At 68.5% G+C, this 14293-nt stretch carries 5 protein-coding genes; 3 read left to right on the top strand and 2 right to left on the bottom strand.

All coding sequences use genetic code 11. The features are described 5' to 3' along the window. Nucleotides 1-134: 134 nt before the first annotated feature. Nucleotides 135-3563, top strand: coding sequence for an arabinosyltransferase domain-containing protein (locus MVF96_RS01650; protein WP_247450938.1), 3429 nt, complete (start codon nucleotides 135-137; stop codon nucleotides 3561-3563). Nucleotides 3564-3647: 84 nt separating this feature from the next. Here MVF96_RS01650 and MVF96_RS01645 read toward each other — a convergent pair whose 3' ends face one another. Continuing rightward, on the bottom strand, nucleotides 3648-5354 hold the full coding sequence (locus MVF96_RS01645; protein WP_247450936.1) for an HNH endonuclease signature motif containing protein: 1707 nt from the start codon (nucleotides 5352-5354) through the stop codon (nucleotides 3648-3650). 450 nt (nucleotides 5355-5804) lie between these two features. Then, entirely contained in the window at nucleotides 5805-7181 is a 1377-nt protein-coding gene (locus MVF96_RS01640) for an IS1380 family transposase (protein WP_275892326.1), read from the bottom strand. 327 nt (nucleotides 7182-7508) lie between these two features. On the opposite strand from MVF96_RS01640, the gene MVF96_RS01635 reads away from it, so the two are divergent. Beyond that, entirely contained in the window at nucleotides 7509-10889 is a 3381-nt protein-coding gene (locus tag MVF96_RS01635) for an arabinosyltransferase domain-containing protein (RefSeq protein ID WP_247450935.1), read from the top strand. Beyond that, the gene (locus tag MVF96_RS01630; protein ID WP_247450933.1) at nucleotides 10882-14193 is read left to right on the top strand and encodes an arabinosyltransferase domain-containing protein; all 3312 of its coding nucleotides are present in this window, start codon (nucleotides 10882-10884) and stop codon (nucleotides 14191-14193) included. Before MVF96_RS01635 ends, MVF96_RS01630 begins: the two co-directional genes overlap by 8 nt. The last annotated feature ends 100 nt before the right edge of the window (nucleotides 14194-14293 follow it).

The following is a 14293-nucleotide window of genomic DNA, read 5'->3' as shown; positions in this document are numbered from 1 at the left end:
GGCGTTCACCTTACTGGCCCTGACCTGGCGATCGGCGTTCCTGCGTCGCCGCGGCGCGACCGTGAGCACCCGCCCGTCGTGCCCGCACCGCCGCCGACGGGGGTGAGACATCCCAACGGCTACCATCTCTCTTTGTGCCAGCGCAGACCGTTCGACGAGCGAGGATCGTCGCCATCGTCACCGGTCTACTCGGATTCCTGCTCGCACTCGCGACTCCCCTCATGCCGGTGTCGCAGCGAACGGCCGAGATCGACTGGCCGCAGAACGGTCAGATCGGTTCGGTGTCGGCCCCGCTGATCGGCTACACGCCCGTCGACCTCGACGTCTCGATTCCCTGCACTGCCGTGAACGCCCTGCCGCCCGGCGGGTCGGTGCTGCTCTCGACGACTCCCAAGCAGGCACCGAAGTCCGGTGAGCGCGGCCTGTTCATCCGCAAGACCGGTGCTGCCGATGCGCCCCTGGACCGGCAGGGCGTCGAGGTGGTCATCCGCAACGTCTCGCTGGTGTCGGCGACGCTGCAGGACATGCGCGACCAGGGGTGCCGAGAGATCGTCGTGCATGCCGATTCCGACGCGGTGACCGCCGAATTCGTCGGCATGACGAGCGGTATCCGGAACGAGGACGGCGAGGACGAGCCACTCGCCGGCACGACCGAGGACAAAGAGGCCTTCAAGTATTCGTCCGACCAGCGCCCCCAGGTGACCGGCCTCTTCACCGATCTCGCCGGGCCGGCGGCCGACATCGCGGGACTCGACGCCCACGTCACCATCGATTCGCGCTACAACACCGCGCCGACCATCTCGAAGTGGCTGGTCGTGATCGTCGGAGTGGCGTCGACGCTACTGGCTCTGTCCGCCCTGGCAGCACTGGACTCGACCGACGGCCGACGGCATCGTCGGATCTTCCCGGCACGGTGGTGGCGACTCAATGCGCGCGACTATGTGGTGATCGGCGCGCTGATCGTGTGGCACATGATCGGGCCCAACACCTCCGACGACGGTTACCTCCTGACCATGTCGAGGGTGGCCCAGGACAGCGACTACACCGCGAACTACTTCCGCTGGTACGGCGCGCCCGAGGCGCCGTTCGGTTGGTACTACCAGGTCTTCGGACTGCTCAGCCACATCTCGGTGGCCAGTCCGTGGATGCGTCTGCCCGCACTGTTGTGCGGAATCCTGGTGTGGCTCATCGTCAGTCACGAGGTTCTCCCCCGCCTGGGACGTGCCGCGCTGACCCGCCCGATGGTCGCCTGGACGGCGGCGTTCGCGTTCCTCGCGTGCTGGTTCCCCTTCAACAACGGCCTACGGCCCGAACCGATCATCTGCCTGGGTGCCCTGCTGACCTGGTGTTCGGTCGAGCGGGCCATCGCCACCGGTCGAATGCTGCCGGCCGCCGTCGCGTGCCTGATCGGAGCGTTCAGCATCGCCGCCGGCCCGACGGGCCTGCTCGCGGTGGCGGCACTGATCGCCGGCGCACGCCCGATGATCATGGCGCTCATCAAGCGAGCCCGCGTCGTCGCCGAACTCTCCTCCGCTGACACCGAATCCGCAGGATCGGCATCCGGCGATCCCGAGACCGCCGACCGCGATCGCAAACGCTCGCTGCGTTGGTCGTTCGTGGCGCTCATCGCGCCGATCCTCGCCGCCGGGACCTTCGTCGTCTTCGTCGTGTTCTCGAACCTGACCCTGCGGTCGTTCGTCGAGGCGTCGAGCATGAAGTCGGCGCTCGGGCCGTCGATGAGCTGGTACAACGAGATCGGTCGCTACTCGGCGCTCTTCGCCTTCTCCGCCGACGGTTCCATCGCCCGTCGGTTCGCGGTACTGGCCATGATCCTGGGCTTGGTCGTCTCGGCGGCAGTGCTGGTCCGCAAGAACCGCATCCCCGGCACCGCCATCGGCCCGACCCGCCGCATCGTCGCGATCACCTTCGCATCGCTGGTGTTCCTCATGTTCACCCCCACCAAATGGACCCACCACTTCGGCGTCTTCGCCGGTATCGCGGCCGCCCTCGCCGCGATCGCGGCCATCGCCGCCAGCCAGCAGTCCATGCACTCGAGGCGAAACCGCACCCTGTTCTGCGCGCTCGTCCTGTTCATCGGCGGACTCGCCTTCACCGCGCCGAACTCGTACTACTACTACTCCGCGTGGGGCATGCCGTGGGGCGTCGAGCAGGTCAAGATCGGCGGCATCATGCTCGGCAGCGTGCTGCTCTATGCCGCGCTCGCCCTGCTGCTGGTCGCACTGTGGTTCCACTTCCGCGAGCCGTTCACCGGGACCGATCCGCACGTCGAGGAATCCACCGGCGCCGACGCCGCGCATCAGCGGTGGTACCGACGACTGGTCGCCTCGATGGCGGCCGCCCCGCTGGCCTATCTGGCGATGGCGGTGGTCGTCTTCCAGATCGTCACCGCGATCTTCGCCGGCATCCACCAGAGCTCGTCGTACTCGGTACCCCGGTCCAACTTCGCCGCCGTCGCCGGCAACCCGTGCGGGATGGCCGACAAGGTCTGGGTGGAGTCCGACCCCGACCGCGACATGCTCCGCCCGGTCGACCCGACGCTGCCCAATCCTCTCGGCGGGCCACCGCCCGCACCGGGCAGCGTGCCGTCCACCTCGGGATTCTTCCCCAACGGTGTGCCGACAGCACTCGAGTCGACGGCCAGCGAGGGTTCGCTGGGTGTCCTGTCCGGCGACGTCTGGCAGTCCCCCGACATCGTCAACTCCAACCCCGGCGGTACCGGCGGCGGCGAGATCGCCGAACCCGGGATCAACGGCAGCACCGCGGCGCTCCCGTTCTTCCTCGATCCCGCCTCGACGCCGGTCATGGGCAGCTACTCCAAGCTCGACCAGGTCCCGGCCCGCCTCACCTCCGGGTGGTACGCGCTGCCGCCGGATTGGCGGGACCGCCCGCTGCTCACGATGTCGGTGGCCGGTGAGTACGACAACCCGAACGTGATGCTCGAGTACACCGCGGACCCGATCGGTCCCGACACCGGCGATGCCGACCTCGAGGCCGCCGGCGACACCGAACTGATCGATCCCGGTCCACGGCCGTCGTGGCGCAACCTGCGCTACAACACCGACGAGTTGCCGTCCGACACCACCGCCGTGCGGATCGTCGCGACCGACGACAACCTCGCCGAGGACCGGTTCATCGTGCTCACCCCGCCGCGGATCCCGCAGATGGACACCCTGCAGGACGTGGTCGGCAGCACCGACCCGGTCCACATCGACTGGACTTCGGGCCTGGCGTTCCCGTGCCAGCGCCCGTTCACCCACGACGTCGGGGTCGCGGAGATCCCGAAGTGGCGCATCAAGCCGGGCTCCGACCTGGCAGCCGCGGTGTCGGCGTGGCAGAACCGCTTCGGCGGCGGTCCGCTCGGCTGGCTCGAGGTCTCCCAGCAGGCGACGGCGGTGCCGACCTATCTGATGGCCGACATCGGACGCGACTGGGGCGCCCTCGAACGCTACGAGCCATACGGCGACGTCGACACGCTCGCCGAGATCGAGACCGGCACCGCCACCCGCAGCGGACTGTGGAGTCCCGCGCCGTTGCGGCACTGACGGTTCGACGGCGCGCTGACGATTCGACGCCGCTGACGGTCCGCACGCCTTGGTATCTGTCGGCCCGGCGAGCTTGCTCTGCCGTCACCGATGGTCAGCGAGTATGCGTGCGAGTGCTGCTTCGACCGGGGTCAGCGGTGGGGTGGTGAGGTGCTCCGGCGGTGTTCGCGGATGGACCAGTTCGCGATAAGCGAGTTCGAGGCGCCGGCCGCGGTCGCCGTAGCCGACGGCGTCGGGGCGCCCGCTGCTCCCTGAGGAGCGCCCGGAGCTTGCGTAGGGCGCGTCACGAAGGGTTGGGCGCGAGTCATCGCCGGACCTGGTGGCAGGTCCGTGGATCTCGTTGCGCACGGTGTTCAGGTGTTCTGCGAACCGCCGGGGTATGTCGGGTCGGCGGTTGAGGCGCTCGGGGTTGGGCGGTGCACCGGGTTCGGCGTTCAACCGCCACAGGCAGCGGCCTTCGTCGGGTCCGGACCGGGCGATGCGGGTGGTGTACTGCCCGGGCTGGTCACCGACCATCCGGTTATGTCGCGGGCAGGCCGGGGCGAGGTCGTCGATGTCGGTGAGACCGCCCTTGGCCCAATCCCTGTGGGCGTGATGCATGTCGACCTGGGTGGCGGGCTGATCACACCCGGGTGCCGAGCACACTTCCCCGTCGGGGCGGGCGAAAGAGACGAGGCGCTGTTCGCGGGTGGCCAGACGTCTGCCGCGCCCGAAGTGCAGCGGCACAGTGGTGGCGTCTTTGAAGATCGCCAACCACGGCTGGACGTCACCGGCCATCGCGATCAAGTCCCGGATGGGCAGCAGGGTTCCGGTGGCGGTGGTCGCGAGTCCGGCTTCGCGGACGAGGTCGCCGAGGTCGGCTTTGATGATCAGTTGGACGGGCAGGCCGCGGTGCGAGGTGCCGAGTGCGCCGTCGGCGAAACCTGCGGCGAGTGCAGCGTCGAGCGCGTCGTGATTGGACTGGGCGAGGGTGCGGCCGTCGCGGTCGGCTGCGGTGGCCAGGGCGTCGGGGTCGGCGGCACCGGCCGGCCCGCTGGGCGAGGCGGGGTCGTCGGGGTTATTGAGTCCGGGTTTGCCCCACACGGCGAACATCATGGTGAGTCGGGCGGCGAGTGCGGGTGTCAGGGTGCCGGAGATCTTGGCGGTGCCATCGGCGCGTTGCCGACCGATCCACAGGCCGCGGCGTCGTTTCTGGTCGGTGTCGTCGGTCAGGGTGCCGTCGGGGTCGAGGTGGGCGAGCAGGCGGGCACCGAGTTGGGTGATCTCAGCGGGGGTGTGGTCGGTGGCGATCTCGGCCATCTGCCGCTCAGCGGCGACCTTGATGTCGTGGTCGACGGCGACCGGGATGCGGTCGAGGACATCCAATGCGGCCTGCACGTGCGCGGTGCCGACCGCGCCTTGTGCGAAAGCTTCCGCGAGGCAGGGGTATTCGGGTGGGAGGACCTCGCCGCCGAGGCTGGTCCGGTGGGCGGTGGCGTCCATCTGCTTACGGCGGCGCATCGGGTTCGAGACTCGTAGCCGATGTGTCATGTACTGCATGAGGGTCCGGCAGCCGGCCTTGCGGGGCAGGTCGCGAGCGACGGCCTGATCGATCTGCCGGTCTCCGGCGACGGTCAGACGTGCGATGGCGCGTTCGGTCTCCGCGGCCACTTCAGCGAGTTCGGCATCGGTACACGGTGACAGATCCACGGTCTGCAACTTGTCGAGGGTGCGGTGGAGATCGGCCACCAACTCAACGGCACGCGGTTGCGGCGCTGTCGAATCGCCACCGACGCGTGTGGTGTCGGACATGACGGTCACCTCCCCCGAGAACCGTTGCTGCGAATGTACGTTCGACTGTACACGAAAGAAGGGTAAACGGCAGCTCGAAATACGTTGTCCAACAGAATCTTTGCTGCGCGGAGTTGCCACCTTGGATTGTCGGTGGTTGCTGGTAGTCTCCGCCTGCGGGCAAGAACTGTGCGGTCTTTGCGGTGTGGGACCCTTCGTGACGCGCCCTCCGCAAGCTCCGGCCGCTCCTCAGGGAGCAGTGGTTGGCCGCGCCCTCCGCAAGCTCCGGCCGCTCCTCAGCCTGAATCTTTCACGGGTGGGTAGGGTTTCGCCGATCGGTTGTCGGTGTCGCCTTTTGATGGTTGGTGCTGGTGTGTGGGCAGGGTGGATCGCCAGCGTTGGGTTCGCTGGTTGTTCGGGTTCTGAGGTGGGGTGGGCGGCGGTGACGGGGCGCGGTGACCGAGGGGCTGGTTAGGCGGTGAGGCGTTGCCAGCCGTGGCGTATGTGGTGGTTGTAGGGCCAGTCGGTGGGTAGTCGCAGGGTGGTGGTGCGGGCGTGGGTGATGATCTTGCCGCCGACGGTGAACAGGCGGTGGCGCAAGCGTTTGGGTTCCCAGCGGCGGATGGGGTCGTGGCGGTGGTAGCCGAGGGTTTGAGTCCAGGCAATGAGGTCGGAGGCCAGGGCGACGATATCGAGCCACAGTTGGTTTTTGGCGAATGAGTCGAACGGTAGGTTGGCCATGCCGGTGTCTTTGAGGCAGCGGATACGGTCTTCGGCGCGGGCACGTTGACGGTGACGCAGTTCCAGGATCGGCAGTGTCCAGCCGCGGCCGCGGGTGTTGGTGGCGAACACGGTGTAGCGGCGGCCCTCGATGTCGGTGATGAGGTGTTGGGCTCCGTTGTGGGGATATTCGCGGCGCGCGATCAGCCGCATCCCGGGTGGCCAGGGCTCGTAGGCGGTTTCGGTGTCACGGACCGAGCGCGGCATGTGGTCGGTGATCTCGGCGACCTGGGCATCAGCTCGTGGATCGGCGTCGTCGGTGTTGATCGCGGTCACCCAGGCGGCCTCAGGCAGCACGTCCAATGCGTCTTTGACCAGTTCGGAGATGGTGAACCCGACCGAGTACTGCAGGCGTTGCTCGGCCAGGTGGGCCAGGAACTTTTTGGCACACCCGGCCGAATCGGTACGTATGAGCACCTGGGCGCGTTCAGCGGCGGGCAGCTGGGCCAACGCCGCCTCGAGGGCCGCGATGTGCATGTCCGCACCTTTGGGTGAGGCACCTCCACGCCGCAGGTCCAGGTTCAGTGTTTCCCCGGTGCCGAAGGCGCCGTGGTCGACGAACGAACACATCGGGGAATGCCCGAACACCCGCTTATACGTTTTCTGGGCCTGTTCTTTGGCCGAGCCGGCGGTCACGGTCGTGGCATCGAGATCAACGATCACCAGCCCGCCATCGATGCTGCCCGCAGTGCCCTCCAACGGGCGGGCAATGCCCCACACCCGCTCCCGCGCCGCGGCGCGAGCCGCGCTGATCGCGGTACTGACCGCCTCGACATCGGTAGCCAGCCTGCTGATCACCCGCGAAATCGTCGGATCAGAGGCCACCTGCCCGTACAACTGTGGCTGAGCCCGGACTGTGGCCACATCGGCCACACAGTCACCACCGGTCGCCAAGGTGAGCGCCAGATCCAGCACGATCTTGGCCGGATCATGGACCGTCGCCGCGGTCCGCCACGGCGCCATCGCCGCGGTCAGCTCGGCTCCCAGGCCCGAGACCTGCACGGTTTTCGTCAGCAACACCCCGCCCGAGGTCGTCAGCACCGACTCAGTGCGCGTAGGGTCCACCATCAACTCGGGATACACGTTATTCTTCACCTGCGAGGTGCCTTTCTTCTTGTGACTATTTGTTTGTGGTGAATCAATAATCACAAGGCAGACAGGCACTTTCGCGTATCACACGCCGAACACCAGCAACATCAGTGAAATATCCAGGCTCAGGGAGCAGTGGTTGGCCGCGCCCTCCGCAAGCTCCGGCCGCTCCTCAGCTCTCGACGCAATGGTTGTGTCGTTCTTTCGGATCAGGGAGCAGGGGTACCGGCGCTCACGCACCTCAACCTTTAGAGCCGCGGGGTGGGCCCTAGGTACCCCGGGGGACGTCGCTTACGATGAGGCACCGTGCCTGTGACAGCCCCGACCTCGCCTGAGGATTCCGCCGAACCGTCCTCGTCGGGGCCGGCATCGTCGGGGCAAGGGACCAGGATCTCCGCGGGCACCGCCCGGTGGATCGCGATCGTGGCGGGGATCGCCGGCATCGTGCTGTGTGCCCTCACCCCGCTGCTGCCGGTCAAGGCCGTCGATGCCGGTTTCGAGTGGCCGGCCGGGCAGGATCTGAACGCCGACACGTCGTCGGTGATGGCGCCGCTCATCGCGCAGACCCCGCAGACCCTCGACGCCCGCATTCCGTGCGCGACGCTGGCGTCGGCACCGGACGGCGTGGTCCTCGCCACGATGCCGACCAATGCACCACGCTCGAAGTCGTCGTCGCTGTGGGTCACCGCCACCGACGCCGCGATCACCGTGACCTTCCGGAACAGTCTCGCCGCGACCGCCTCCCGCGCCGACCTGAGCCGATGCTCGGAACTGCGCATCTTCTCCGCCCCCACCGGCCCGGGTGCGCAGTTCGTCGGGCTCGGCGAGTCGACGACCCTGCCGCCGGACCGCCGCCCGCAGGTCGACGGCATCTTCAGCAACCTCAGCCCGGAACAGGCACGCGACGCCGCTGGTAACGGCCTGCGCGTGCAGGTGGCCATCGACAACCGGTACGAGTCGTCCCCGTCGATCCTCAAGATCATCGTGATGGTGCTCGCCACGCTGTCGGTACTCGTCGCCGTCGTCGCGCTCGGGCTGCTCGACCGCATCGGCGGGTACCACCGGCGGATCGGCGCGCGCACCCGCTCGTGGTGGCATTTACTGAAAGCCCGGGCCAGCGACCTGGTCGTCACCGCGATCCTGCTGATTTGGAGCGTCCTCGGGGCCGGTTCGCCCGACGACGGTTACATCCTCAACATGGGCCGTACCGCCGACGGTTTCGGCTACCTCGCCAACTACTACCGCTTCTACGGCATCCCCGAAGCACCGTTCGACTGGTACTACAGCTTCCTTGCGGCGTGGTCGTCGGTCTCGCCGTCGGTGCTGTGGATGCACATCCCGCAACTCGTCGCCGGACTCGTGTCGTGGTTCGTCCTGAGCCGGGTGCTGCTGCCACGCCTCGGCCCCGCGGTACGGCGCAGTTCGTCGGCCATCTGGGCGGGCGCCCTGACGTTCACCGCGTTCTGGTTGCCGTTCTGCAGCGGCTTGCGCAGCGAGGGGATCATCGTCCTCGGTTCGCTGCTGACCTGGTGGGCAGCGGAATACGCCATCGCGACCCGGCGGCTCCTGCCCGCGGCACTGGCCGCCCTCGTCGCGGGCTTCACCCTGGCGCTCGCCCCGCACGGCGTCGTCGGCGTGGCCATCCTGCTGGTGGCGGCCCGCTCACTGCTGCACATCCTCATCGACCGACGGAACCGGATGGACGGATCCCGTTGGGCGGCAACGCTCGCCCTCCTCGCGCCGATCGCGGCCGCAGGCATGCTGGTCCTGATCGTGGTGTTCCGCGATCAGACCCTGGCCACCGTCCTCGAAGCGATCAAGCTGCGCTACTCGGTCGGGCCGGTCATCTCCTGGCACCAGGAGTTCCTGCGGTACTACTTCATCTCGGTCGTGACCGACGACGGCGCCCTCACCCGTCGCGTACCGCTGCTCCTGCTACTCGCCGGCCTGTTCGTCACGGTCGCGGTCATGTTGCGGCGCACGAGGATTCGCGGAGTCGACCCGGGACCCGTGTGGCGTCTCATCGGCGCCGTCGGGGTCACCCTCCTCCTGTTCGCGTTCACGCCGACCAAGTGGACCATCCAGTTCGGCGTGCTCGCCGGGCTGGCGGCGGCGATCGCGGCGGCGGCCACCGTCGCCGTGGCCCAGTCGGCGGCCCGTTCGGCGCGAAACCTGACGGTCTTCGTCTCCGGACTGTTGTTCGCGATGGCCGCCGCGATGGCCGGATACAACTCGTGGCCGTTCCTCTACGAATACGGCATCTCCTGGTTCGACCGCGCCCCCGTCATCGCCGGCTACCAGGCGTCGACGCTGTTCCTCATCCTCGCCGTGCTCGCGGCCGCGGTCGCGGTCTGGCAACACCTGCGGCTGGACTACGTGACCAATCGCGGTCTCGCACATGCCGACACCGGGCCCGGCGAGACCCGAGCCGATCGCCGACGACTCTTTCTCGCCTCCTCACCACTGGCGGTGATCGCCGGTCTGCTGGTGATCGTGGAGTTGCTGCTGTTCGCCAAAGCCGCGGTGACCCGGTACCCGGCGTCGACCGCACTCGCCGAGAACCTGAACGCGCTGCGCGGCAACAGCTGTGGCCTCGCCGACGATGTCCTCGTCGAACTCGACCCCAACGCCGGCATGCTGATCCCGGCCGACGGCGCCACCACGACGCAGGCACTGCGCGGTGAGAACCCGGTCGGGTTCTCCCCGAACGGGATTCCCGACGACCTCCAGCCCGAGCCGGGTAGCCAGCGCCCCGGACAGATGAACGTGTCGGCGAGTATGGCCCGCCCGTTCGCGATCACCGGCGGGCTGGGCGCCGGGACCACCGGCGGGCGCGGACCGGAAACCGTGAACGGTTCCACCGCCAAGTTGCCGTACGGGCTCGACCCCGCCACCACGCCGGTCCTGGGCAGCTACGGGTATCCGGGCGAGGCCCGGCTCACGACCGGCTGGTACGACCTGCCCGCCGACCGTGCCGCGTCGCCGCTGCTGGTGTTCAGCACCGCGGGCGCCGTCTCGACCATCGACACCTTCGGCGTACGCAACTTCGGGCAGAAGATGGTGGTGCAGTTCGGCCGCCCGGGTGCGGACGGGAACTTCGAACAGGTCGGCCCGGACATCCTGCCCATCGACCCCGGTCCCGTGATCCTGAACATGCCCTGGCGCAACATGCGCGTACCGATGTCGGCCGCCCCGCCGCGCGCGACCGTGATGCGGTTGTCGCTGCAGGACAACAACCTCGGCGAGAAGCAGTTCATCGGGATCACCCCGCCGCGCGCACCGCGGTTGCAGACGCTGCAGGCAGTCGTCGGCTCGACGGTACCCACCCTCATCGACTTCGGGGTGGCGTCGCACTTCCCGTGCCAGCGGCCGATGGGTGTGTCCCACGGCGTCGCCCAGGTCCCGCAGTGGCGCATCCTGGGTGACTATCCGCTGACGAACTCCCAGTCCAAGACGTGGCAGGCCGGCGTGGACGGCGGGTTGCTGGGGATCTCGGAGGCCACCACGTCCGCGTCGGCGGTCTCGACGTACCTGCAGGACGACTGGGTGCGCGACTGGGGCGCACTGGAGAAGCTGACCCCGCTCGTGTCCGACGCACCGGACGCGCGGATCGACACGGCACAGACGACGCAATGGGGCTGGTCACGAGCCGGCTCGATCAGGGTGGAGCCCCAATCCGATGAGTGAGTCCCGTACGCCTCGTACGTCCCGTCTGGCGACCACGGTCAACCCGAAGATCGTCGCGACCGTCACCGGTCTGCTCGGATTCCTGCTGGCGATCCTCTCCCCGCTGTTGCCGGTGAACCAGTCGACCGCCGAACTGCAGTGGCCGCAGGGCGGCGACGTCTCCGATGTCGCCGCCCCGCTGGTCTCCTTCGTGCCGATCGACATGGAGACGTCGGTTCCGTGTTCACTCGCCACCCGCCTGCCCGGCCAGGGCGGAGTACTGCTGTCGACGATCCCCGAAGGCGGCCAGGACGCCGGGGCCCGCGGGCTCTTCGTCCGGGCGACGTCCGACGCTCTGACCCTCACCGACCGCAACGTCGCCCTGCTGAACACCGATCGAGCGGCCGCGCAATCGAATCCGAACTGTCGCATCGTCTTCCGGGCCGACGGCGAGGGGGTGAGCGGACGATTCGAGGGCCTGCCCGAACCGGCCGCGGACTCCGGCGCCGCGCACGGCTTCGCGCTGGCCGACCACGAGATGCGTCCCCAGATCGTCGGCGTCTACAGCGATCTGCCCGCCGATGTCTCTCGTGACGGGTTGTCGCTGCGCGCCACCATCGACACCCGCTACGTCAGCACCCCGACCCTGCTGAAGCTCACCGCGATCGTGCTCGGCATCCTCATGACGATCGTCTCGCTGATCGCGCTCGGCATCCTGGACCGCCGGGACGGCCGCAGCCACAAGCGTTTCCTGCCGTCGGGCTGGTTCACGATCCGGCCGCCCGATGTCGCGGTGTTCGCGATTCTCGCCTTCTGGTGGTTCGCGGGCGCCAACACCTCCGACGACGGCTACAACTTCATCGTCGGCCGGATCACCGGAGACGCCGGGTACGCCGACAACTACTTCCGCTACTTCGGTGTGCCGCAGGACCCGTTCGGCTGGCACTTCCAGGTCATCTCGGCCATGACGGACGTGAGCGTCGCGGCACCGTTCATGCGACTACCGGCCTTCCTCCTCGGGTTGCTGGGCTGGTGGCTCATCAGCCGAGAGGTCATCCCGCGCCTGGGCCGCGCGGTGCGGCACAGCACGCCGGCGGTGTGGTCGGCCGCGTTCGTCTTCCTCGCGATCTGGTTGCCGTTCAACAACGGTCTGCGTCCGGAACCGGCCGAGGCCGTCGGCGCTCTGCTCACCTGGTGCTGCGTGGAACGCGCGATCGCCACTCGCCGACTGCTCCCCTACGCCGTCGCGGTGGTCACCGCCGCCTTCACCCTCGCGCTCGCGCCCGGCGGTCTGATGGCGGTCGCCGCACTGCTCGCCGGGATCCGACCGATCGTGAAGACCCTGGTGTCGCGCCGGTCCCGGGACGGCCTGCTGCCGATGCTCGCGCCCATCCTGGCGGCCGGCACCGCGGTACTGTTCCAGATCTTCGCCGATCAGCCGCTCGCGCCGCTCATCGCGGGTAACAAGGTCGCCTCCGACGTCGGCCCGACGCTGGAGTGGTGGCAGGAACCGATCCGGTACTACTACCTGATCCTGCCGACCGCCGACGGCACGCTCGCACGACGCTTCGGCGTGCTGGCGATGATCCTGTGCCTGTTCGTCGTGTTGCTCCGCCTACTTCGGCGGGAGCATCCCAACGGCATTGCGCGCGCACCGATCTGGCGACTGGTCGCCGTCACCCTCGGCACGATGTTCTTCATCGCCTTCACGCCGACCAAGTGGACCCACCACTTCGGTGTGTACGCGGGCATCGCCGCGGGCCTCGCCGCCGCGGCGGGCGCCATGATGGCGCCGGCCGTGCTGCGGTCGCGACGCAATCGCAGCTTCTTCGCCGCCGCGGTGCTCGCGATCACCGGAATCTCCTTCGCCGGCACCAACGGCTGGTGGTTCGTCGGCAGCTACGGCGTCCCGTGGTGGGATCGCCCACCGACGGTGGGCGGCATCAACATCGCATGGTTCATCCTCGCCGCCGCGGTCGCCACCGCACTTGCCGGCCTGTGGTTCCACTTCCGCGACGACTTCGTCGACGAACAGACCCGTACGCGCGGGGCCGACAAGTGGTATTCGAAGCTCAAGTTCTCGCCGCTGCCGGTCATCTCCGGGCTGATGGTGCTGTTCATGGTCGCTTCGTTCGCGAAAGGCGCCTACGAGCAACGTGATTCGTGGTCGTGGATGAAGTCCAACGCACGCGCTCTCACCGGGAACTCGTGCGGGCTGGCCAACGACGTCCTCGTCGAAGCCGATCCGACCGCCGGACTGCTGCAGCCCGCGGCGGTCGACGGTCGGCCCGCCCCCGGCATCGCCGCGGCGCTGGCCGGACCGGACACGACGGGCTTCTCCCCGAACGGCGTACCCGATCGCCTGTCCGTCGACGCCACCGAGGACACCGAGTCGTCGACCACCTCCGGCGCGCAGAACAGCGCCCAGACCGGCGCCGGCTCAGACGAATCCGGCGACAGCTCGTCCGCGCAGGGCGGCACCGAAGGCGGCCAGGGCGCACGAGGCGTCAACGGGTCGACAGTGCGTCTGCCGTTCGGCCTGAACCCCGCCGAGACCCCCGTCCTGGGCAGCTATGGCTCGCCGTCGGGTACCGGCTCGCTGACCTCGGACTGGTACCAGCTGCCCGAACGTTCCGACGACACCCCGCTGCTGACGATGGCGGTCGCCGGATCGGTCGAGGCGGTCGACGGCATCGGGGTCGTGCACGCCGGCCAGAAGGTCACTATGCAGTTCGGCCGCGTGGAGGCCGACGGGCGGGTGAGCGCGCTCGGCCGGATGTTCCCGATCGACATCGGCGAGACCCCCACCTGGCGCAACCTGCGGTTCCCGCTCGCCGACGCACCGCTCCGAGCCGATGTCGTCCGGGTCGAGGTCGCCGACACCGCGGCCGCACCGTCGGAATGGGTCGCGGTGACGCCACCGCGGGTCAGCACCCTGGCCACCCTCAACGACGTCGTGGGCCAGACCGACCCGGTCTTCATCGATTGGCTGCCCGGAATGGTCTTCCCGTGCCAGCAGCCGATGAAGGTGCGCAACGGCGTCCTCGAGGTACCGCAATGGCGGATCATGCCCGACGCCGAGGCCACCCGGAAGAACAGCCAGACCTGGATGTCGGGCACCGCGGGCGGTCCGCTCGGCATCACCGAGGCGATGCTGCGACCCACCCTGCTGCCGACGTACCTCCGGAACAACTGGGGACGTGACTGGGGCGGCCTGCAGAAGTTCACCGAGATCATCCCGGCGCCGGCTGCGGAACTGGACCTCGGGACGGCTCGCCGTTCAGGGTTGTACGACCCCGCGCCGATGCGCTCCAGCGGGTATTGACCTGGTGTCTGACACCGCGCCGACCTGGGGTTTCCCTTTTCCCCACGGTCGGTGCGGCAAACACGCTCGAGGCCTTCGTTATCTCACTGTGATGTGCTGT

The sequence above is a fragment of the Gordonia hongkongensis genome (genome assembly GCF_023078355.1).
GTDB classification, from domain to species: domain Bacteria; phylum Actinomycetota; class Actinomycetes; order Mycobacteriales; family Mycobacteriaceae; genus Gordonia; species Gordonia hongkongensis.
Note: the sequence above shows the minus strand (reverse complement) of the source record. Positions and strands in the feature narration are given on the sequence as shown.